At 70.4% G+C, this 22,118-nt stretch carries 23 protein-coding genes; all 23 read left to right on the top strand.

Annotation, left to right across the window (positions count from 1 at the left end):
* The first annotated feature begins 6 nt into the window (after positions 1 to 6).
* Entirely contained in the window at positions 7 to 1,347 is a 1,341-nt protein-coding gene (gene hisD, locus G6R20_RS04410) for a histidinol dehydrogenase (RefSeq protein ID WP_159148056.1), read from the top strand.
* The gene (locus G6R20_RS04415; protein ID WP_163375642.1) at positions 1,344 to 2,483 is read left to right on the top strand and encodes a histidinol-phosphate transaminase; all 1,140 of its coding nucleotides are present in this window, start codon (positions 1,344 to 1,346) and stop codon (positions 2,481 to 2,483) included. The genes hisD and G6R20_RS04415 overlap by 4 nt, the downstream gene beginning before the upstream one ends.
* The gene (gene hisB, locus G6R20_RS04420) at positions 2,480 to 3,103 is read left to right on the top strand and encodes an imidazoleglycerol-phosphate dehydratase HisB (RefSeq protein WP_163375643.1); all 624 of its coding nucleotides are present in this window, start codon (positions 2,480 to 2,482) and stop codon (positions 3,101 to 3,103) included. Before G6R20_RS04415 ends, hisB begins: the two co-directional genes overlap by 4 nt.
* A 7-nt stretch (positions 3,104 to 3,110) precedes the next feature.
* A complete protein-coding gene (locus tag G6R20_RS04425) occupies positions 3,111 to 4,358 on the top strand; it encodes an MFS transporter (RefSeq protein WP_163375644.1) in 1,248 nt (415 codons plus the stop codon).
* Positions 4,355 to 5,023 (top strand): imidazole glycerol phosphate synthase subunit HisH, encoded by a 669-nt coding sequence (gene hisH, locus G6R20_RS04430; protein ID WP_163375645.1) that lies wholly within the window; start codon positions 4,355 to 4,357, stop codon positions 5,021 to 5,023. The genes G6R20_RS04425 and hisH overlap by 4 nt, the downstream gene beginning before the upstream one ends.
* Before the next feature lie 22 nt (positions 5,024 to 5,045).
* Positions 5,046 to 5,297, top strand: coding sequence for a hypothetical protein (locus G6R20_RS04435; protein WP_163375646.1), 252 nt, complete (start codon positions 5,046 to 5,048; stop codon positions 5,295 to 5,297).
* A complete protein-coding gene (priA, locus tag G6R20_RS04440; RefSeq protein ID WP_163375647.1) occupies positions 5,297 to 6,052 on the top strand; it encodes a bifunctional 1-(5-phosphoribosyl)-5-((5-phosphoribosylamino)methylideneamino)imidazole-4-carboxamide isomerase/phosphoribosylanthranilate isomerase PriA in 756 nt (251 codons plus the stop codon). The genes G6R20_RS04435 and priA overlap by 1 nt, the downstream gene beginning before the upstream one ends.
* Before the next feature lie 66 nt (positions 6,053 to 6,118).
* Positions 6,119 to 7,033, top strand: coding sequence for an inositol monophosphatase family protein (locus G6R20_RS04445; protein ID WP_163375648.1), 915 nt, complete (start codon positions 6,119 to 6,121; stop codon positions 7,031 to 7,033).
* A 7-nt stretch (positions 7,034 to 7,040) separates the two neighbouring features.
* The gene (hisF, locus tag G6R20_RS04450) at positions 7,041 to 7,814 is read left to right on the top strand and encodes an imidazole glycerol phosphate synthase subunit HisF (RefSeq protein ID WP_163375649.1); all 774 of its coding nucleotides are present in this window, start codon (positions 7,041 to 7,043) and stop codon (positions 7,812 to 7,814) included.
* Positions 7,811 to 8,164: a phosphoribosyl-AMP cyclohydrolase gene (gene hisI, locus G6R20_RS04455; protein ID WP_163375650.1), complete on the top strand. Its 354-nt coding sequence runs from the start codon at positions 7,811 to 7,813 to the stop codon at positions 8,162 to 8,164. The genes hisF and hisI overlap by 4 nt, the downstream gene beginning before the upstream one ends.
* 5 nt (positions 8,165 to 8,169) lie before the next feature.
* Complete coding sequence (locus G6R20_RS04460; RefSeq protein ID WP_163375651.1) at positions 8,170 to 8,349, top strand: tautomerase family protein; 180 nt, start codon at positions 8,170 to 8,172, stop codon at positions 8,347 to 8,349.
* Entirely contained in the window at positions 8,346 to 9,887 is a 1,542-nt protein-coding gene (locus tag G6R20_RS04465) for an anthranilate synthase component I (RefSeq protein ID WP_163375652.1), read from the top strand. The genes G6R20_RS04460 and G6R20_RS04465 overlap by 4 nt, the downstream gene beginning before the upstream one ends.
* Positions 9,884 to 10,531, top strand: coding sequence for a TIGR02234 family membrane protein (locus G6R20_RS04470; RefSeq protein WP_240341258.1), 648 nt, complete (start codon positions 9,884 to 9,886; stop codon positions 10,529 to 10,531). The genes G6R20_RS04465 and G6R20_RS04470 overlap by 4 nt, the downstream gene beginning before the upstream one ends.
* Positions 10,532 to 10,626: 95 nt before the next feature.
* Complete coding sequence (gene trpC, locus G6R20_RS04475) at positions 10,627 to 11,439, top strand: indole-3-glycerol phosphate synthase TrpC (RefSeq protein ID WP_163375653.1); 813 nt, start codon at positions 10,627 to 10,629, stop codon at positions 11,437 to 11,439.
* A 66-nt stretch (positions 11,440 to 11,505) separates the two neighbouring features.
* Positions 11,506 to 12,801, top strand: a complete 1,296-nt coding sequence (gene trpB, locus G6R20_RS04480; protein WP_163375733.1) for a tryptophan synthase subunit beta — start codon at positions 11,506 to 11,508, stop codon at positions 12,799 to 12,801.
* On the top strand, positions 12,798 to 13,589 hold the full coding sequence (trpA, locus tag G6R20_RS04485; protein WP_163375654.1) for a tryptophan synthase subunit alpha: 792 nt from the start codon (positions 12,798 to 12,800) through the stop codon (positions 13,587 to 13,589). The genes trpB and trpA overlap by 4 nt, the downstream gene beginning before the upstream one ends.
* On the top strand, positions 13,586 to 14,494 hold the full coding sequence (gene lgt / locus G6R20_RS04490; protein WP_163375655.1) for a prolipoprotein diacylglyceryl transferase: 909 nt from the start codon (positions 13,586 to 13,588) through the stop codon (positions 14,492 to 14,494). Before trpA ends, lgt begins: the two co-directional genes overlap by 4 nt.
* A gap of 46 nt (positions 14,495 to 14,540) precedes the next feature.
* Positions 14,541 to 15,959, top strand: coding sequence for a pyruvate kinase (gene pyk, locus G6R20_RS04495; RefSeq protein ID WP_163375656.1), 1,419 nt, complete (start codon positions 14,541 to 14,543; stop codon positions 15,957 to 15,959).
* Positions 15,960 to 16,165: 206 nt separating this feature from the next.
* Complete coding sequence (locus tag G6R20_RS04500; RefSeq protein WP_163375657.1) at positions 16,166 to 16,879, top strand: M23 family metallopeptidase; 714 nt, start codon at positions 16,166 to 16,168, stop codon at positions 16,877 to 16,879.
* Positions 16,880 to 17,018: 139 nt separating this feature from the next.
* Entirely contained in the window at positions 17,019 to 18,104 is a 1,086-nt protein-coding gene (locus G6R20_RS04505) for an S-(hydroxymethyl)mycothiol dehydrogenase (RefSeq protein ID WP_163375658.1), read from the top strand.
* Positions 18,101 to 18,760: an MBL fold metallo-hydrolase gene (locus tag G6R20_RS04510; RefSeq protein WP_205475720.1), complete on the top strand. Its 660-nt coding sequence runs from the start codon at positions 18,101 to 18,103 to the stop codon at positions 18,758 to 18,760. The genes G6R20_RS04505 and G6R20_RS04510 overlap by 4 nt, the downstream gene beginning before the upstream one ends.
* Positions 18,761 to 18,826: 66 nt before the next feature.
* The gene (locus G6R20_RS04515) at positions 18,827 to 21,574 is read left to right on the top strand and encodes a cation-translocating P-type ATPase (RefSeq protein WP_163375659.1); all 2,748 of its coding nucleotides are present in this window, start codon (positions 18,827 to 18,829) and stop codon (positions 21,572 to 21,574) included.
* An 81-nt stretch (positions 21,575 to 21,655) separates the two neighbouring features.
* Positions 21,656 to 22,105, top strand: coding sequence for an SRPBCC family protein (locus G6R20_RS04520; RefSeq protein WP_163375660.1), 450 nt, complete (start codon positions 21,656 to 21,658; stop codon positions 22,103 to 22,105).
* Positions 22,106 to 22,118: the final 13 nt, after the last annotated feature.

Here is a 22,118-nt window from a genome sequence, read left to right on the forward strand (position 1 = left end):
CACACCATGCTCTCCCGCATCGACCTGCGCGGTCGCAGTCTCGGCACCGCCGAGTTGCGTCGCACCCTCCCGCGCGGCGCCGCCGACGTCGACTCTGTCGTCGACACCGTCCGCCCGGTGGTCGAGGCGATCCGCGAGCACGGGGCCCCGGCGGCACTCGAGTACGGCGAGACGTTCGATTCGGTCCGTCCGGCGTCGGTCCGGGTTCCGGCCGAGGTCATCGCCCGGGCGGTCGACGAGTTGGACCCGGACATCCGGGCCGCGCTGTCGGAGGCGATCCGTCGTGCTCGCATCGTCCACTCCGCGCAGCGCCGCGGTGACACCGTCACCGAGGTCGCCCCCGGGGGGTTCGTCACCGAGCGCTGGGTGCCGGTCGAACGCGTGGGCCTCTACGTTCCCGGCGGTAAAGCCGTCTACCCCTCCAGCGTGATCATGAACGTCGTGCCGGCTCAGGTCGCCGGGGTCGGGTCGCTGGCAGTGGCCTCTCCGCCCCAGGCGGATTTCGGTGGCTGGCCGCACCCGACCATTCTCGCCGCGTGCTCACTGCTCGGGGTTGAGGAGGTCTGGGCGGTGGGTGGTGCCCAGGCCGTGGCGTTGCTCGCCTACGGCGGTCAGGACACGGATGACTCCGTTCTCGAGCCCGTCGACATGGTCACCGGCCCCGGCAACGTGTACGTCACCGCCGCCAAGCGCCTGTGCCGCAGCGTCGTGGGCATCGACTCCGAGGCGGGCCCCACCGAGATCGCCATCCTCGCGGATGACACCGCCGACCCGGTCCACGTCGCGTACGACCTCATCAGCCAGGCGGAGCACGACCCGAACGCTGCGAGCGTCCTGGTCACCCACTCCGAAACGTTGGCGGACGCCGTGGACCGTGAGATCGAGGCGCGCTACGAGGTGACCCTCAACTCGGACCGGGTGCGCGAGGCGCTCGAGGGGCCGCAGTCGGGCATCGTCCTGGTGGACGATATCGAGGCCGGCCTGCGGGTGGTCGACGCCTACGCGGCCGAGCACCTCGAGGTCCAGACCCGCGATTCCGCGGCCGACGCCGCCCGCGTGCGCAACGCCGGCGCGATCTTCGTGGGCGCCTACTCGCCCGTCCCGCTCGGGGACTACGCGGCGGGGTCTAACCACGTCCTGCCCACGTCCGGCACGGCGCGACACTCGTCGGGGTTGAGCGTGCAGACCTTCCTCCGGGGAATCCATGTCGTCGACTACGACCAGGCCGCCCTCAAGGAGATCGCGCCGACCGTAGTCGCACTCGCTGACGCCGAGCGGCTGCCCGCGCACGGTGAGGCCGTACGGGCCCGGTTCGAGGACCTCGGCACGGGAGAGGACGGACGATGACCGATTCCCCACGTCCCGGAGTCGGGCTCGGCGCCCTCCCGCTGCGGGAGAATCTCCGCGGCCAGAGCGCCTACGGGGCCCCGCAACTCGAGGTCCCCGTACAGCTCAACACAAACGAGAACCCACACCCGCCCAGCGCGGAACTGGTCGCCGGCATCGCCGGCGCCGTCGCCGCTGCCGCCGAAGACCTCAACCGCTATCCCGACCGTGACGCCGTCGCGTTGCGGGGTGATCTCGCCGCGTACCTGACCCGGCAGACCGGCGCGGACCTCGACACCGACATGGTGTGGGCCGCCAACGGGTCCAACGAGATCCTGCAGCAGCTCCTGCAGGCGTTCGGCGGGCCCGGGCGCAGCGCCATGGGCTTCGTCCCCAGCTACTCGATGCACCCGATCCTCGCGGCCGGTACCGACACCGAGTGGATCCCGGTGGACCGCGGGCCCGACCTGTCCATCGACATCGACGCCGCGGTGGCGGCAATAGGGGAGCACCGGCCGGACGTCGTGTTCGTCACCACGCCCAACAACCCCACAGGGCACGTGGTCGACCTCGACGACCTGCGCCGCCTGCTCGACGCCGCGCCCGGCATCGTGGTGGTGGACGAGGCGTACGCGGAGTTCTCGCCCTCCCCGAGCGCCTGCACCCTGCTCGCCGACTACCCGGCCACGCTCGTCGTGTCGCGGACGATGAGCAAGGCGTTCGCCTTCGCCGGCGGCAGGCTCGGGTACTTCGCGGCCGACCCGTCCTTCGTCGAGGCGGTGTTGCTCGTGCGGCTGCCGTACCACCTGTCGATGATCGCGCAGGCCGCCGCCCGGGCAGCTCTCCGGCACGCCGACGAGACACTCGCCTCCGTCGCGCTCCTCGCCGAGGAACGCAAGCGCGTCACCGCCGGGCTGGAGGAACAGGGGTACGAGGTACTTCCCAGTGAGGCCAACTTCGTGCTCTACGGGCCGTTCGTCGACGCGGGGCGCGCCTGGCAGCGATACCTGGACGCGGGCGTCCTGATCCGCGACGTGGGCATCCCGGGTCGACTTCGTGCGACCATCGGGCTCGAGCACGAGAACGATCAGCTGTTGCAGGTGAGCGCCGCACTGGCGGCCGAGGAGATCGAGACCGGAACCGAGGAGAAGCGATGAGTGAACAGACCGCGCGGCGGGGACGGGTCGAGAGGACGACCAAGGAGTCGTCGATCGTCGTGGAGATCGACCTCGACGGGACCGGCCGGACCGACATCTCGACCGGGGTGCCGTTCTTCGACCACATGCTCACGGCCTTCGGCCAACACGGCGCCTTCGACCTCACCGTGCGCGCGACGGGTGACAGCGAGATCGAGGCACACCACACGGTGGAGGACACGTCGATCGTCCTGGGGCAGGCCCTCGCGCAGGCCCTCGGCGACAAGCGCGGCATCCGACGCTTCGGCCAGTGCTCGCTGCCGATGGACGAGACTCTCGCGGAGGCCGTCGTCGACGTCTCCGGGCGGCCCTACTTCGTGCACACCGGTGAGCCGGAGTTGATGATCGGATACGTGGTCATCGGCCATGCCAGCGCGCCCTACGGCACGGTCCTCAACCGCCACGTGTTCGAGACCCTCGCCTACAACGCCCGGATCGCGCTGCATGTCCGCGTGCACTACGGCCGCGATCCGCACCACATCACCGAGGCCGAGTACAAGGCGGTGGCGCGGGCGCTGCGCGCAGCCGTCGAACCGGATCCGAGGATCACCGGAATCCCGTCGACAAAGGGCGCGCTGTGATGCCGGCGTGACCCCGCGCGTCGCCACGCCGGGGGCGTTCTCGACGCTGGCCCGCACCCCCGGCGTCGCGGCCGCGTTCGTCCTGGTCCTGCTCGCGTTCGGGGGCTTCTCCCTCCTGCTGCCGGTGGTACCGCTCGCCGTTGTCCGCGGAGGCGGCACCGAGTTCGTGGCCGGCGCCACCACCGGCGTGTTCATGACGGTGACCGTCCTGTTCCAGCTCGCCACCCCGCGTGTCACGAGTGCGATCGGTTATCGCTGGGTCCTGGGGATCGGCAGCTCCCTGCTCGGACTGCCCTCGGGACTGCTCGCCCTCTCCGACAACCCGATCGCGGTGTTGGCGATCAGCGGCGTGCGCGGTGCGGGGTTCGGCATGATGACCGTCGCCGGTTCCGCCCTCGTGGCCGAGCTCGCCCCGCCCGGCATGCTCGGTCGGGCCACGTCGCTGATCGGTCTCGCCGTGGGCATCTCCGAAGCGATCTTCCTGCCGGTCGGACTGTGGCTGCTCGACCTCCTCGGGCTGCCGACGGTGGCCTGGGCCGCCACCGCGTTCGGCGTCGTCGGCCTGGTCGCCGCGGCGCGACTGCCCCACGTCTACCCGAGCCCACCGGGGGAGACGGACCGGTCGACGCTCGGTACCAAGCAGGTCGTGCTCCTCCTCGCGGGCCCGTTCCTCGTCATGGTGGCGGTGACCCTGCCCTACGGGGCGGCGGCGTCGTTCCTGTCGCCGGCGTTGGATTCCCTGGTCTCCGGTAGCGGCGCTGTCGTCGCCGGCGTCGGGCTCGGACTGCTGGGCGTCGGTGTCATCGTCGGACGCACCGTCGCCGGCCTCATCTCGGACCGGCGTGGCCCGGGGTCGCTGGTCTGGCCGGGCCTCGGTGTCGCGGCACTCGGAATGCTCGGCATCGCCGGGTTGTTGACGATGGAGGTGAACCCGTGGTGGTTCCTCGTCCCGACCGTCGTCTTCGGCCTCGGGTTCGGTGCTGTACAGAACGAGGCCCTGGTGGCGTCGTTCGAGCGGATGCCGCGCTCGCGACTGGGGACGGCGTCCGCGTCGTGGAACATCTCCTTCGACGCCGGAACCGGTCTCGGCTCCGTGGTCATGGGCGGGCTCGCGGGCTTCGGCTACGTCGTGCTGTTCACCGTCGCGGCGGGGGTCGTCCTCGCGGTGGGCGGCCCTGCGGCGGTGGGTGCCCGGCGTACGAGACCCACGCGCGATCTGACCCCGAACGACCCCGGCGATAAGGTGGACCAATGACGAATTCGGCGACGCGGGTGGCACTCCTGGACTACGGCTCCGGAAACCTGCGTTCGGCGCATCGTGCGCTCGAGCGGGTCGGCGCCCGGGTCGAACTCACGTCGGACCCCCGCGTCGCCACCGAGGCCGAGGCGTTGGTCGTCCCCGGGGTCGGCGCGTTCGCGGCGTGCATGAAGGGCCTCGAGGCGGTCAAGGGACCGCGGATCATCGGAGAGCGTCTCGCCGGTGGTCGCCCCGTTCTGGGGATCTGCGTGGGAATGCAGGTCATGTTCGATCGGGGCACCGAGTTCTCGGACGGTGAGCACGAGGGTTCGCCCGGTGTTCCCGGATGCGGTGAGTGGCCCGGCGTGGTGGAGAGGCTGGACGCACCCGTGCTGCCGCACATGGGGTGGAACACCGTCGAGGCGCCGTCGGAATCGGTGTTGTTCGCGGGCATGCCCGCTGACGAACGCTTCTACTTCGTCCACTCGTACGGCGTGCAGCGCTGGGAGATGGAGCCGTCGGACCACCTCCGTGCCCCGGACGTCACCTGGGCCGAACACGGCACGAGGTTCATCGCCGCGGTGGAGAACGGGCCCTTGTCCGCCACCCAGTTCCACCCCGAGAAGTCGGGCGATGCCGGACTGCATCTGCTCGAGAACTGGATTCGTTCTGTCCGCCGTTGACGGCTCTCGGGACCCCGCCCCGGTGTCCTTCGCCCAGCTCGCCCTGGGAGTCGCGGGGGCGGGGGTGTCGGGTCTCGCCCTGACCGCGCTCGCGGTGGCCCTCCTGCCCGTGCCGCCGGCCGGCAAGGCTCTCGTCGCGCTGGTCGGCGTGATCCTGTCGATCGTCGCGATGGGCCTGGTGTCCAACCGCATCACCGATCGCGCGATCCGCGCCGAGTACGGCGAGGAGCCCGGCGGGCAGGCGGAGCACGCCGGTGACGACGGACTAGGCTGATGGCCGTGACCAACGCCAATTACCTCGAACTCCTTCCCGCCGTCGACGTCGCCGACGGTCAGGCCGTCCGTCTCGTCCAGGGGGAGGCCGGGACCGAGACGTCCTACGGTGCCCCGCTGGACGCGGCTCTGCAGTGGCAGCGGGACGGCGCGGAATGGGTCCACCTGGTGGATCTCGACGCCGCTTTCGGTCGGGGGTCGAACCGGGACCTGCTCGCCGAGGTCGTGGGGGCGCTCGACGTCAGGGTCGAGATGTCCGGTGGTATCCGCGACGACGACTCGCTCGAGGCCGCCCTGGCCACCGGGTGCGCCCGCGTGAACCTCGGGACGGCCGCGCTGGAGAACCCGGAGTGGTGTGCCTCGGCCATCGCCCGTCACGGTGACCGCATCGCGGTGGGCCTCGATGTGCGGGTGGTCGACGGCGAGCCCAGGTTGCGCGGTCGTGGATGGGTTTCCGACGGTGGCAACCTCTGGGAGGTCCTCGAACGTCTGGACAAGGACGGCTGCGCCCGGTACGTCGTCACCGACGTCTCCAAGGACGGCATGCTCAACGGACCCAACCTGGAGATGCTCTCGCAAGTGTGCGCGGCCACCAACGCCCCCGTGGTGGCGTCGGGCGGCGTCTCGTCGGTCGCGGATCTCGAGGCCATCGCCTCGCTGGTGCCACAGGGCGTGGAGGGGGCGATCGTGGGCAAGGCCCTCTACGCGGGCAGGTTCACCCTCCCCGAGGCGCTCGCCGCCGTCAGCCGCCGCTGACTCCACGACGCCGTCACCCCCCTGGCAGCTTCCCGACCCCGCATGACCTCGAGCAGGAGGCCCGAGATGGACGATCAGACCGGAAACACCCTGCCGACGGACCTCCCCGTCGACCCGGCCGAGGCCCTCGCGCTGGCGACGCGCGTCCTCGATGAGGTGACGCCCCGCTTCGTCGAGGGGGTGGGGGCGCAGGGCATCCAGAACAAGGGCTCGCGCAACGACTTCGCCACCGAACTGGACCTGGAGCTGGAGCGCCGGATCTCGGAGGCGCTGCGGGAGGGGACCGGGCTCGAGGTGCACGGCGAGGAGTACGGCGGTCCGCCCGTGAACGAGGGCACCCTGTGGGTCGTCGACCCCGTCGACGGCACCGCCAACTACTCCCTCGGTATCCCCACCGCCGGCATCCTGGTCTCGCTGGTCCACGAGCGCCAGCCGGTGCTCGGCCTGACGTGGCTGCCGCTGCTGGGGTTGACGTTCACCTCCGTCGCGGGCGGACCGCTCAAGGAGAACGGTGAGGAGGTCGCACGGATCCCCGACGTCTCCATCCGCGACGTCGCCCTGGGACTGGGGTCGCTCAACACCGGTGCGCGTACGACCTACCCGCCGGCCTATCGACGCGAGGTCTTCGAGCAGCTCACGCTCGACGCCGCACGGACCCGGAAGTTCGGCTCCACCGGGGTCGATCTGTCGTTCGTCGCGTCGGGCAGGCTGTCCGCCGCGGTCAGCTTCGGCAACCTCGCCTGGGACAACGCGGCCGGCGCCTCCCACGTCCGCGCCGCGGGTGGTGTGGTCACGGACCTCGCGGGGGAGCCCTGGTCCACCGACTCCCAGTCCATCCTCGTCGCGGGCCCGCGGGCCCACGCCGAGGTCCTCGACACCATCCGACAGCTCGGCGAGCCGAGCAACTTCTTCGAGGCGGGGCGACGTCGCGCCACTCCGGAACCCGAGAGCCCCCGTCCGTGGCTCCAGAACGGGCGGTGACCGGGTCATGACACTCGCAACCAGGGTCATCCCGTGTCTCGACGTGGACGCCGGCCGCGTGGTCAAGGGCGTCAACTTCCTCGACCTCCGGGATGCGGGAGATCCCGTCGAACTGGCGGCCGCCTACGACGAGCAGGGTGCCGACGAACTCACCTTCCTCGACGTCACCGCGTCGTCGTCGGGACGCAGCACCATGATCGACGTGGTCAGGCGCACCGCCGAGCAGATCTTCATCCCGCTCACCGTCGGAGGTGGGGTGCGGACCGAGGAGGACGTCAACCAGCTCCTGCGGGCGGGTGCGGACAAGGTCAGCGTCAACACCGCCGCGATCGCCCGTCCCGAGCTCCTCGGCGAGCTCAGTCGCCGCTTCGGCTCGCAGTGCATCGTCCTGTCGGTGGACGCGCGCACCGTGCCCGAGGGGTCCGAGCCCACCCCGTCCGGCTGGGAGGTCACCACCCACGGCGGTCGTCGTGGGACCGGGATCGACGCCGTCGAGTGGGCCAGGCGGGGCCAGGACCTCGGTGTGGGTGAGATCCTGCTCAACTCGATGGACGCCGACGGCACCAAGGCGGGTTTCGACCTGGCGATGGTGCGGGCGGTCCGTGAGGCCGTGTCCATCCCCGTCATCGCCTCGGGCGGGGCCGGCGCGGTGGAGCACTTCGCTCCGGCGGTCCACGCCGGGGCCGACGCCGTCCTCGCCGCCAGTGTCTTCCACTTCGGTGAGATGACCATCGGTGATGTGAAGTCGGCGCTCGCGGCCGAGGGGATCACGGTCCGATGAGCACTCACGTCCTGGACCGTTCCATCGCCGAGCGGCTGTCCCGCAACGTCGACGGGCTGGTCGCCGCGGTCGTGCAGGACGCCACCTCGGGCCGGGTGCTCATGATGGCGTGGATGGACGACGCGGCCCTCGCCGAGACCCTGGCGACCCGGCGGGGTGTGTACTACTCCCGCTCGCGGGGTCAGCGGTGGGTCAAGGGGGAGACCTCCGGCCACGTCCAGCACGTGCGTCGTGTGGAGATCGATTGCGACGGCGACGCCGTCCTGCTCCACGTCGACCAGACCGGGGCGGCCTGCCACAACGGCACCACCAGCTGTTTCGACACCGCAACCCTGCTCGGAGAGGACTGATCGGCGTGCCCTTCATCCAGATCAACCAGCTCGACGGGATGGCCGCGGCGGACAAGGCCCGCGTCATCGAGGCCGTCACGGCCGCGTACGCGGAGGCCTCGGGCAAGGACCCGGCGAAAGTGTGGGTCCACGTCAACGACATGCCGCGTGATTCCTTCGGGATCGGCGGCAAGGCCCTCGGATGAGCACCGAGACCACGACGTTCGAACAGTTCCGCGCGCTCGCCGCGGGGCACCGGGTCGTGCCGGTGGTGCGCACGGTCCTGGCGGACTCCGAGACGCCGCTGTCCGCGTACATCAAGCTCGCCGGGGACCGGCCGGGCACCTTCCTCCTGGAGTCGGCCGAGCACGGACGCTCCTGGTCGCGGTGGTCCTTCATCGGTTGTGGCGCGGCCGCCGCGCTGACCGTCGACGACGCGGGGGAGGCCACGTGGTGGGGCCACGTGCCGGCGGGTGCGCCCACCGGCGGTGACCCGCTGGACGCGCTCCGGAGGACACTCGACCTGTTGCGGACCGATCAGATCCCGGGTCTGCCCCCGTTGACGTCGGGGATGGTGGGTTACCTCGGGTACGACATCGTGCGTCGACTCGAGCGGATCGAACCGGACACGGTGGACGACCTGCAGGTGCCGGAGCTCGTCCAGCTGCTCGCCACTGACCTGGCGGCCTTCGACCATCACGAGGGCCGGATCCATCTCATCGCCAATGCGGTGAACTGGGACGGCAGCGACGAGCGGGTCGGTGAGGCCTACGCGGACGCGGTGGCCCGGGTCGACTCCATGACGGCGCGACTCGCCGCGCCCGGCGCGGGCGGGGTGAGCGTGTTCGACACCCCGGCTCCAGACGTACGTCGCTGCACGGATGAGGAGACCTACCACTCGCGGGTCGCAGACATCATCGAACAGATCTACTCGGGCGAGGCCTTCCAGGTGGTCCTCAGTCAGCGGTTCGAGGTCGACACCCAGGCCTCCCCGCGGGACGTCTATCGGATCCTGCGCACCACCAACCCGAGCCCGTACATGTTCCTCATGACGATCCCGGACGGGAGCGGGGAGGACGGTTTCGGCGGGACCGCCTTCACCATCGTGGGATCGAGCCCCGAGGCGTTGGTGACCGTCAAGGACGGTGTGGCGACGACCCATCCGATCGCGGGGACCAGGCCGAGGGGCGACGACGACGAGCACGACATCCTGCTCGGCAAGGACCTGGTGGACGACGCCAAGGAGAACGCCGAACATCTGATGCTGGTCGATCTCGGCCGCAACGACCTCGGCCGGGTCTGCGTGCCGGGCACGGTGGAGGTGACGGAGTTCCGTCAGGTCGAGCGCTACAGCCACGTCATGCACCTGGTGTCGACGGTGACCGGTCGACTGGCCGAGGGGCAGACCGGCATCGACGCGGTGACCGCGTGTTTCCCGGCGGGCACGCTGTCCGGGTCGCCCAAGCCCCGTGCGCTGCAGATCATCGAGGACCTCGAGGACACGCGACGCGGCGTCTACGGGGGAGTGGTGGGCTACGTCGACTTCGCCGGAAACACCGACCAGGCCATCGCGATCCGGTCGGCAGTGATCAAGGACGGCACGGCCTATGTCCAAGCGGGTGCCGGGATCGTCGCCGACTCGGTGGCGACCTCGGAGGATGCCGAGTGCCGCAACAAGGCGATGGCGGTCCTGCGGGCCGTCGCCGCCGCGGAGACGCTGCGCGACGCGGGGCGGAGCCGGTGACCCAGCGCTCCCGTCTCCTGGTTCCGGTCGTCCTGTTGCTCGTGGGGGCGGCCCTGCTGTGGGTCGCCTCGCGGATGGTGTGGCTCGACGTGGAGGCCTTCAACGACCAATCGGGACAGGCTCGGCGGGCCCTGACCGGCGCGGACTGGCAACCCGCTCTCGTCCCGCTCGCGCTGGGCGCCCTGGCGGCGGTCGCCGCGGTGGCTCTGGTCCGCGGCGCCGCCGCCCGCGCGGTGGGCGCCGTCATCGCACTTCTCGGCGTGGCCGCCGGGGGCCTGATGGTGATGTCGGTGGGGGAGGTCGACGCCGACCGGGTCCACTCGGTGATCACGAGTGACGAGGGCCTGGCCCGGACCGATGCCGGGCCGGGTTCCGAGGGCGCGGAGGCGATCCCGCAGTGGTCGGAGATCATCGAGTTGTCGACCCGGCCCGCGGGACCCGTGATCACCGGCGCGGGGGCCGTCGCCCTGCTGGCGGCGGGGATCGTCGTCCTCGTCAATCCGGCCCGTCCGGTGCGCCGCGACGACCGGTACGTGACCCCGGCGGCCCGGCGGGAGAGTGCGGCGACCGGACCGGGCCCGGAGGACGACGCCGGGCGGGATCTGTGGCAGGAACTGGACGACGGACGGGATCCGACCGGCTGACCGGGTCGGGGGTCCCGATTCGGGAACCCCGGCCGGGACCTCTATTGTTGATCTCGATCACACTTTCCGCCCTACGACTGCAGAGGGAGGTCACGGTGGGTACCGTGCTCGACTCGATTCTCGACGGGGTCCGTGAGGACGTCGCGGCCCGTGAGGCCGTCATCGATATGGCGGCGGTGAAGCAGGCGGCCCAGTCGGCGCCGGACCCACTCGACGCGCTCAAGGTGCTGCGCGACCCCGGAGTGGGCGTCATCGCCGAGGTCAAGAGGGCCAGCCCGTCCAAGGGTGCCCTGGCCGAGATCCCCGACCCCGCGGTCCTTGCCCGGATGTACGAGGAGGGCGGGGCGCGCATCATCTCGTGCCTCACCGAGGAGCGCCGTTTCCACGGCAGCCTGGCAGATCTCGACGCGGTCCGACGCGCGGTCGACATCCCGGTCCTGCGGAAGGACTTCGTGGTGGGGCCATACCAGATCCACGAGGCGCGGGCGCACGGCGCGGATCTGATCCTGCTGATCGTGGCCGCGCTCGAGCAGGACGCCCTGGTGTCGCTCCTCGATCGCACGGAGTCGTTGGGTATGACGGCTCTGGTGGAGGTCCATACCGAGGAGGAGGCCGACCGCGCGCTGGAAGCCGGCGCCACGGTCATCGGTGTCAACGCCCGCAACCTCAAGACACTCGAGGTCGACAGGGACGTGTTCTCCAGGATCGCGCCGGGGCTTCCGTCCGACGTCGTCAAGATCGCCGAGTCCGGGGTCCGGGACGCCTCGGACCTCCTGGCGTACGCCAGCGTCGGGGCGGACGCCGTGCTCGTGGGCGAGGGACTGGTGACGCAGGGCGACCCGCGGGCGGCCTGCAACGCCCTGGCCACGGCCGGTGCCCACCCGTCCTGCCCGCAAGGACCCCGCTAGGCCGGGGCCGCGGGCTTCCGGCAGACTGGGGGCGTGAACTCCAAGGATTTTCCGTCACTGCCCACCATGGGAGAGGTGCTCCGGTCCACCACCGGACATGAGCCCGACCAACGGGGCCACTGGGGGCCGTTCGGCGGCCGGTACGTCCCCGAGGCGCTGATGGCGGTGGTCGACGAGGTGACCGACGCCTATGCCAAGGCCAGGGCCGACGAGGACTACCTCGACGAGCTCGACCGGCTGCAGCGTCACTACTCGGGCCGGCCGTCGCCGTTGTACGAGGCGAAGCGGTTCGGTGCGGAGATCGGTGCGCGGGTCTTCCTCAAGCGTGAGGATCTCAACCACACGGGCTCCCACAAGATCAACAACGTCCTCGGCCAGGCGCTGCTCGCGCAGCGGATGGGCAAGAAGCGGGTGATCGCGGAGACCGGTGCCGGCCAACACGGTGTGGCCACCGCCACCGCCTGCGCCCTCCTCGGCCTGGAGTGCAAGGTCTACATGGGCGCGGTGGACGTGCGCAGGCAGGCGCTCAACGTCGCCCGGATGCGCCTGCTCGGTGCCGAGGTGGAGGCCGTGGAGATCGGCTCGGCCACACTCAAGGACGCGATCAACGAGGCCATGCGGGACTGGGTCGCCCACGCGGACGACACCTACTATGCCTTCGGTACCGCGGCCGGGCCGCACCCCTTCCCGACCATGGTCCGCGACTTCCAGCGCATCGTCGGTGCGGAGGCCCGGGTGCAGATCCTCGAGCAGGCCGGGCGCCTGCCGGACGCCGCCGTGGCGTGCGTCGGCGGCGGCTCCAACGCGATCGGCCTGTTCCACCCGTTCCTCGGGGACGAGTCGGTCCGTCTCGTCGGCTGCGAGGCCGGGGGCGACGGCGTGGAGTCCGGACGTACCGCGGCGACCGTCAACGCCGGTACACCGGGCGTCTTCCAGGGGTCGTACGCCCATCTCATGCAGGACACCGACGGGCAGACGATCGAGTCCCACTCGATCTCGGCCGGCCTGGACTACCCGGGTGTCGGGCCCGAGCATTCGCGCCTGGCCGAGATCGGGCGGGCCGAGTACCGCCCGATCACGGATACCCAGGCCATGGATGCGTTCGCACAGTTGTGCCGCACCGAGGGCATCATCCCCGCGATCGAGTCGGCTCACGCGATCGCCGGCGCCGCGCAGCTCGCCGCGGAGGGCGTGGGGCTGATCCTGGTCAACGTCTCGGGTCGTGGCGACAAGGACGTCGACACCGCCGCCCGGTGGTTCGGCCTGTTGGACGGGGGGACCCCGCCCGAGGCCGGGGTGGATTCGAGCCAGGGCGCCGACGACGGCGAGGGCGAGTACGCGGACGGGGGAGTCGAGGGATGAGCGTTCTCAGTGACGTGTTCGAGCGGTGCCGGGGCGAGAACCGGGCCGCACTCATCGGGTACTACCCGGCCGGCTACCCGACTGTCGAGGGATCGATCGACGCCGTGCGCGCGATGGTCGAGGGCGGGTGCGACATCGTCGAGGTCGGCATCCCCTATTCCGACCCCATGATGGACGGGCCGACCATCCAGGCCGCCGCCGACACCGCACTCGAGGCCGGGTTCCGCGTCGCGGACACCTTCGAGGTGGTACGCGCCGTCGCCGAGGCCGGGGCGGTGCCCGTGGTGATGACGTATTGGAACCCGGTGCTGCAGTACGGCGTCGACCGTTTCGCGGCGGACCTCGCCGCCGCCGGCGGGACCGGCGTCATCACGCCGGACCTCATCCCGGACGAGGCCGACGACTGGATCGCCGCGTCGGACGCCCACGGCATCGACCGGGTGTTCCTCGTCGCCCCGTCGTCGACCCCCGAGCGCCTCGCGATGACGCTCTCCCACACGGGCGGTTTCGTCTACGTCCAGGCGGTCATGGGGGTCACCGGCGCCCGCGACGTCGTCTCGGACGCGCCCCGGATCCTCACCGAGCGCGTCCGCGAGGTCTCCGACCTCGCCTGCGGGGTCGGACTCGGGGTCCGCAACGGCGACCAGGCGGCCGAGATCGCCTCCTACGCCGACGGCGTGATCGTCGGGTCGGCGCTCATCACGGCGGCGACCGAGGGACTGGACTCCCTGAGGCGACTGACCGCCGAGCTGGCGGAGGGCGTCCGTCGTCCCGGGGCGGGCTCGTGATCCCCAGCCCTCCCCAGGGGGTGTGGGAGCTCGGGCCGTTCCCTCTGCGCGCGTACGCCCTGTGGATCATCCTCGGCATCGTCATCGCCATCTGGTGGGGAGAGAAGCGCTGGGTCGCCCGCGGGGGTCGCGCCGGGGTCGTGCTCGACACGGCACTGTGGGCCATCCCGTTCGGTCTGATCGGCGGCCGCGTGTACCACGTCGCCACGGATTGGTACCGGTACTTCGGGGAGGGGCGCAACCCGGTTGATGCGCTGAAGATCTGGGACGGCGGCCTGGGGATCTGGGGTGCCGTCGCATTCGGTGCTCTCGGCGCCTACATCGGGCTGCGCCAACAGGGGATCCGGGCACTGGGCGCCCTGGGCGACTCGATCGCGCCCGGCGTCGTGCTGGCGCAGGGGATCGGCCGACTCGGCAACTACTTCAACCAGGAACTCTACGGTCGCGAGACGGACGTGCCCTGGGCGCTGGAGATCTACCAGCGTTACGACGAGTCCTACGGGTATTCCGAGACCATCGGGCGGTCGACCGGCCAGGTCCTGGCGACCGTCCATCCGACGTTCCTGTACGAACTCCTGTGGAACGTGTTGGTCGCGCTCGTGTTGGTGCTCGTCGACAGACGGTTCCGACTCGGCCACGGTCGGCTCTTCGCGCTCTACGTGGCGTTGTACTGCTTCGGACGCTTCTGGGTGGAGCTGCTGCGCGCGGACGCCGCCACCGAGGTGTTCGGACTGCGCATCAACACCATCGTCTCGCTGGTCGTCATGCTCGGCGCACTGGTGTACCTCTGGCGGGCGCGCCGCGGTCGCGAGGAGCCGTCCGAGCTGCGGGCCCCCGACGACGGTGTGGACGACACGGCATCGGGCGGTTCCGCCGGCGACGCACCCCCGTTGGCCGGTCGTTGACCTCGGGTTAACCGGGCGGCCGGTCGAGGGGACTAGATTGGGTGGAGTGAATCGTCGTACCAAGATCGTCTGCACCCTGGGTCCCGCCGTCGCCTCCGAGGAGGGAATCCGCGAGCTGGTCGACGCGGGGATGGATGTCGCCCGCCTCAACTTCAGCCACGGAGAGCACGCCGACCACGAGGCCAACTACCGGTGGGTCCGCAAGGCCTCCGACGAGTCCGGCAGGGCCGTCGGCGTCCTCGCGGACCTGCAGGGCCCCAAGATCCGACTCGGCCGCTTCATCGAGGGCAAGCACGAGTGGGTCGAGGGTGACCGTGTCGTCATCACCGTCGCGGAGGTGGAGGGCACCAAGGACCGCGTCTCCACCACCTACAAGGGGCTGGCGAACGACGCCCGCCCGGGCGATCGGCTGCTGGTCGACGACGGCAACATCGGACTCACCGTCGAACAGGTCGACGGGGACGACGTCCACTGTGTCGTCACCGAGGGCGGCACGGTCTCCAACAACAAGGGCGTCTCCCTCCCCGGGATGAACGTCTCCGTCCCCGCGTTGAGCGAGAAGGACATCGCCGACCTGCGTTTCGCCCTCGACCTGGGGGTGGACTTCATCGCCCTGTCGTTCGTGCGGTCGCCGGCGGACGTCGAACTCGTGCACGAGGTGATGGACGAGATGGGGATCCACGTGCCCGTCATCGCCAAGCTCGAGAAGCCGGAGGCCGTCAAGAACCTCGAGTCGATCGTCCTGGCGTTCGACGCCATCATGGTGGCCCGGGGTGATCTGGGTGTGGAGCTGCCGCTGCAGGAGGTGCCGCTGGTCCAGAAGCGCGCCATCCAGATCGCGCGCGAGAACGCGAAGCCGGTGATCGTGGCCACCCAGATGCTCGAGTCGATGATCACGAACTCCCGGCCCACCCGGGCCGAGGCGTCCGATGTGGCGAACGCCGTCCTCGACGGGGCGGACGCGGTGATGCTGTCGGGCGAGACCTCGGTGGGCAAGTACCCGATCGAGACCGTGCGGACCATGTCGTCGATCGCGCTCGCGGTGGAGTCGGACTCCACGGCCGCGCCCGAACTGGTGCACGTCCCGCGGACCAAGAGGGGTGTCATCTCGGCCTCGGCCCGGGAGATCGGTGAGCGGCTGGGGGCGAAGGCGCTCGTCGCGGTCACCTCGACCGGGGACACGGTGCGGCGGCTGGCCCGGCTGCACAGCCACCTTCCGCTCATCGCGATCACCAGCGATCCGCGTATCCGTAGTCAGCTCGCCCTGACGTGGGGGACCGAGACCTTCCTCACCGACCGCATCACCGAGACCGCCGAGATCGTCAAGGTGACCGACGAGATGCTGCTCCCGCTCGACGGGTACAACGAGGACGACCTGATCGTGCTCGTCGCGGGGAACGTGCCGGGCGTCGAGGGATCGACCAACTTCATCCTCGTCCACCGGATGGGCGAGGTCGACCACTGAAGTAGCAACTGCGACACCGACTTCGCCTGATCACCGTCAGGTAACGAAGTCGCGGCGCCGGTGAGCACCCCGCTCACCGGCGCTTTCGTATTCTTTCGTGCTTTTGACGTGACAGGGCCGAGACACTTCTGTTACCTTCTTGGAGTCGACCGGGGAAGCCGGTCACGTCCCTGCTTCACCCGCTTTCCAGTCTCTGAGGTTCCCTGATGTCCGACGCCACTCGCATTCCCTTCGCCGAGCTCGCCGATCGACTCGGTGTCGAGGGCTCCGGCGCGACCGCCGGGCGCCACCGCGCGGCCCGCTCGACCCACATGGGCCGCATCGTGGCCGGCACCGTCGCGGGCGCCGCCCTCTCGGGAGGCCTGGCCATGGCCGCGGCCCCCGTCGCCTCCGCCCAGTCCGCGGACGTCAACGCGGACCAGCTCGCCGAGATGGCGCAGGGCGTCATCCAGGGAATCGGCTTGACCGAGGACCAGCTGCGCGAGTACGCCATCGACCCGGCCGTCTTCGGCTCGCTCGGTATCCCGGCGATCGGCGGCGGCCACGCCCCGACCTACGGGCCCATCACCTCCGGCTTCGGCCCCCGCTGGGGCACCTTCCACAACGGCACGGACTTCGGTGCGCCGATCGGCACCCCGATGTTCGCCGCCAAGTCCGGCACCGTCGTCGCGGCCGGCCCGGCCTCCGGTTACGGTCTGTGGATCCGCATCCAGACCGACGACGGGCACCTGCTCGAGTACGGCCACAACGACAAGAACTACGTCGCGGTCGGCCAGCGCGTCAACGCCGGCCAGGTCATCGGAACGGTCGGCAACCGCGGCTACTCCACCGGTCCGCACCTGCACTTCGGCGTCCGCAACCCGGCCGGCCAGTGGATCGATCCCGTGCCGTGGCTGCGCGCCAACGGCGTCGCCGTCTGATCGGTCGCCGGCCACCCGCCACGCACGTCGCGCCCCGTCTCCCCTCGAGGAGGCGGGGCGCGCCGCGTTGTCCGGCCACGTGTCGGGCGTTTCTGACACAGTGGGTCGAGAGAATCCACCAACAGTCGAGAGGCGATCCATGTCGCAGACCGTCAAGGGCGTCATCGCCCGCAGCAAGGGGTCCGAGGTCGAGTTGGTCGACGTCGTCGTCCCCGATCCCGGACCGAACGATGTGATCGTGCGGGTGCAGGCGTGCGGCGTCTGCCATACGGACCTGGCGTACCGGGACGGCGGGATCAACGACGAGTACCCGTTCCTGCTCGGCCACGAGGCCGCGGGCATCGTCGAGACCATCGGGGATCGGGTCACGCACGTGGCGGAGGGCGACTTCGTCGTCCTCAACTGGCGCGCCGTGTGCGGCGAGTGCCGGGCATGCAAGAGGGGTCAGCAGCAGTACTGCTTCGCCACCCACAACGCTTCGCAGAAGATGACGCTGACGGACGGCACCGAGCTCACCCCCGCCCTGGGGATCGGCGCGTTCATCGACAAGACCCTCGTCCACGAGGGTCAGTGCACCAAGGTCGACCCGGCCGCCGACCCGGCCGTGGCGGGGCTGCTCGGCTGCGGCGTCATGGCCGGCCTCGGTGCGGCCGTCAACACCGGTCAGGTCAGCCGCGGTCAGTCCGTCGCCGTCATCGGCTGTGGTGGCGTCGGCGTCGCCGCGGTCGTGGGCGCCCGGCTCGCGGGCGCGTCGACGATCATCGCGGTGGACATCGACGACACCAAGCTCGAGTGGGCGAAGGACTTCGGGGCGACCCACGCGGTCAACTCGACCTCGACCGATCCGGTGGCCGCGATCCAGGAGCTCACGGGTGGCTTCGGGGCCGACGTCGTGATCGACGCCGTCGGTCGGCCGGAGACGTACGAGCAGGCCTTCTACGCGCGGGATCTCGCCGGGACCGTGGTCCTGGTGGGCGTGCCCACGCCGGAGATGAGGTTGGAGTTGCCGCTGCTGGACTTCTTCGGCCGCGGTGGTTCGCTCAAGTCGTCCTGGTACGGCGACTGCCTGCCCGAGCGTGATTTCCCGATGCTCGTCGACCTGCACCTGCAGGGTCGACTCCCGCTGGAGAAGTTCGTCACCGAGCGAATCGGCATCGACGCCGTCGAGGCGGCGTTCGACGCCATGAAGTCCGGGTCCGTCCTCCGATCGGTGGTGACGTTGTGAGCGAGATCCACACCAGCGCCGGCACTGCCGGTGGTCTGCGTATCGAGAAGGTCGTGACGAGCGGGATCTTCGCGCTCGACGGCGGCGAGTGGGAGGTGGACAACAACATCTGGATCCTCGGGGACGACTCCGAGGTGTTCGTGATCGACGCGGCCCACTCCGCGCAGCCGATCATCGATGCGGTGGCGGGCCGCAAGGTCAAGGGCATCCTGTGCTCGCACGCCCACAACGACCACATCACCGTGGCACCGGAGCTGTCGGAGAAGTTGGATGCGCCGATCCTGGTGCACCCGGGTGATCAGATGCTGTGGGACGAGACCCATCCCACGGTCTCCCACGGTGATCTGGAGGACGGGCAGCGGCTCGAGATCGCGGGTACCCGCGTCGAGGTGATGAACACGCCGGGGCACTCACCGGGATCCTGCGTGTTCCACGTTCCCGAGGCGGGCGTGCTGTTCTCCGGCGACACCCTGTTCTCCGGCGGTCCGGGCGCGACGGGCCGGTCGTACTCGGATTTCCCGACCATCATCACCTCCATCCGCGAGCGCATCCTCACGCTGCCCGCGGAGACCTTGGTGCACACCGGCCACGGTGACGGGACGAAGGTCGGGGACGAGTCCCCGCACCTGGAGGAGTGGATCGCCCGCGGGCACTGACACCGCGGTGGTGGTCGCGACCCGGACCGGTGCGGCCCGGGCCGGTGGGGTGGGAGGACCGGGGAGATGACGACGACGAGGTCGGCAGCGGAGTCCGGTACACCCACGCCGTGGCACGCCCTCCCGCCGGAGGAGGTGCTCTCCCGTCTCGGAACGGGCCCGGGCGGGCTCAGCAGTACCGAGGCGGGGGAGCGCCTGGCCGGGCACGGGCCCAACACGATGCCCGACGCCGCGCCGGTGTCCGCGTTGCGGCGGGTGGCGAGGCTGTTGGCGGACCCGATGATCCTCGTGCTCGCAGTGGCAGCGGTGGTGAGCGCGGGGGTCTCCCGGGAGTGGGAGACCCCGGTGGTCATCCTGCTGGTGGTAGTGCTCAACACGATCCTCAACTACGTCCAGGAGACCCGCGCGGAGGCCGGTCTCGCGGCGTTGCGCGACATGTCGGTTCCCCGCAGTCGGGTCGTGCGGGACGGCGTGGAGATCGAGGTCGACAGCAGCGATCTCGTGCCGGGCGACATCGTGGTGGTGGAATCCGGGGACCGTGTGCCCGCCGACGGCAGGGTGCTCGCCGGGTCGAGGGTGCAGGTGGCCGAGTCGTCGTTGACAGGGGAGTCGGTCCCCGTCGACAAGTCCCCTCAGGCGGTGGAGGACGTCGATGCACCGCTGGGCGACCGCTCGAGCATGGTGTTCATGAACACGGAGGTCACCCGCGGCCGGGCCCGCCTGGTGGTGACCGGCACCGGCGAACACACCGAGATGGGCGCTATCGCCGACCTGCTCAGCGGGGCGGCGCCCGGGCAGACCCCGCTGCAGAAGCGGATCGGGGCGCTCGCGCGCGTCCTCACCGCGATCGCACTGGTCGTGGTGGGCCTGGTCCTGGTGATCGGGCTCGTCCGTGGTCAGACCTGGGAGGACATGCTCCTGTCCGCGGTCTCCCTGGCCGTGGCCACGATTCCGGAGGGGCTCACGGCGGTCGTGGCGTTCACGCTCGCCATGGGTGCCTCTCGCCTCGCCCGTGAGGGCGCGATCATCAAGAACCTCGCAGCCGTCGAGACCCTCGGGTCGACGAGTCACATCGCCACGGACAAGACCGGCACCCTGACCCTCAACGAGATGACCGTGACGCGGATCGTCGCGGGTGGCGGGTCATACTCCGTGACCGGGACCGGATACGGCGGGTCCGGGGCCGTCCTCTCGTCCGACCCGGACGTCGTACCGGACCTGAGGCGGGCCGCGGTGGCAATGTCGCTGTGCAACGACGCGATCATCGACGACGGGCGACTGGTCGGAGATCCGACCGAGGGCGCACTGTTGGTGGCGGCGACCAAGTGCGGGATCGACGTCGAGGGGCTGCGCGCCGCCCGTCCGCGGGTGGCCCAGGTCCCGTTCGACTCGGCGTACAAGTTCATGGCGACGGTCAACCGCGCACCGGGTGGAGACCTCGTCCTCCACGTCAAGGGTGCCACCGGTGCCGTCCTGCCTCGCGCCACGCACGTCTGGGACGGGGCGACGGCGGTGGAGCTCGACGACGAGCGGCGTGGAGCGTTGCGCGCGGACACGGAGGGGCTCGCCGCGTCCGGCCTGCGCACGCTGCTCGTGGCCGCCCGGCCTTTCGGCGACGGTGACGGACCACCCGACGAGGACTCTCTGCTCGGCGAGGTCCGCGACCTGACAGTGCTCGCGGTGCTGGGGATCGTCGACCCACCGCGGCCACGCGCCGCCGAGTCGATACGCATCGCCCACCAGGCGGGCATCTCGGTGCACATGATCACCGGAGACCACCTGGTCACGGCCTCGGCCATCGCCCGCGACCTCGGTATCGGCGGGGAGGCGGTGAGCGGTGTCGAACTGGACCGCATCGACGCCGAGGAGCTGTCCGCCCGGGCCGCTCGCCTCGGCGTGCTGGCCCGCGTGACCCCCGAGCACAAGATCCGGATGGTGCGGGCCCTCCAGGCTGACGGGGACGTGGTGGCGATGACGGGAGACGGTGTGAACGATGCGCCCGCCCTGCGTCAGGCCGACATCGGGATCGCCATGGGGATCACCGGTACCGACGTGTCCAAGGGCGCGGCGGACATGGTGCTCACCGACGACAACTTCTCGACGATCGTCTCCGCGGTGCGGCAGGGGCGGGGGATCTACGACAACATCGTCAAGTTCGTGAAGTTCCAGCTCACCACCGCGTGGGCGTTCGTGATCGTCTTCTTGGCGAGTGGTCTGTTGGGGCTGGCGACGGTGCCGTTCACCGCGCTGCAGGTCTTGTTGGTCAACATCGTCATGGACGGCCCGCCGGCGATGGCCCTGGGTGTCGAGCCGGTGGAGAAGGATGCCATGCGCAGGCCTCCGCGTCCGGCCGGCGAACAGATCCTCACTCTGACGCGCTTGGTGCGGATCCTCTGGCTGGGCGTCGTGATGGCCGTGGGTACCCTGCTCGTGCTGGCGTCCGCCGAGGCGGTGTTCCCCGATCGAGCAGGGGAACCGCTGTTCGCCACCACGTTGGCGTACGCGACGTTCGTCTTCTTCCAGGTGTTCAACCTGATGAATGTTCGATCCGACCACGGCTCGGTGTTCTCTCGCGACATGGCGCACAACGCCCCGATCTGGGTCGCGCTGGGCGCGGTGCCGCTGCTGCTGATCGCGGTGGTCCAGGTGCCGTTCCTGCAGGGCGTCTTCGACACCACCTCGCTCCGCGCCGACGAATGGCTGCTGGCCACCGCGGTGGCGTCGTCGATCCTCTGGCTGGAGGAACTGCGCAAGGCCGGCGCGAGATGGCGTACGCGACGGGCCGGTGTGTCGGGCAGGATGGACGTGGTCTGACGCGCCCACCCGAGGGCGCCGCCACCACCGCGTCAGGTAGCGGGCGCGACACGGTCGGACCGACGAGGAGGAGTCATCATCATGGCCAGGGTCACCGCCAGCAACACCATCGTCATCGAGGCGCCCGTCGAGGCCGTGAGCGCGGCGATCGCCGATTACGCGCAGGTCCGCCCCCGCATCCAACCCGAGCAGTTCAGCGCCTACCGTCTGATCCAGGGCGGGCAGGGAGACGGCACCGTCGCCGCCTGGAATCTCCAGGCCACCAAGAAGCGCAACCGGGACGTCAAGGCCAACGTCACCGTGGATGACGCCGCCGCCCACTGGTCGCTGGTGGAAGAAGACGAGAATTCGTCCATGGCCACCACCTACACGGTGCGCGAGGCGACAGGGGGCTCGCTCGTCGAGATGACGACGTCGTGGGACGGCGCCGGGGGTGTCGGCGGCTTCTTCGAGCGGACCTTCGCTCCGGCCGGTCTCAAGCGCATCCAGCACGCCCTGCTGACCAACCTCAAGGACGACGTCGAGGGATAGCCGACCGGGCTCC

The sequence above is a fragment of the Dietzia sp. Alg238-R159 genome, from assembly GCF_900537145.1.
Taxonomy (GTDB): Bacteria; Actinomycetota; Actinomycetes; order Mycobacteriales; family Mycobacteriaceae; genus Dietzia; species Dietzia kunjamensis.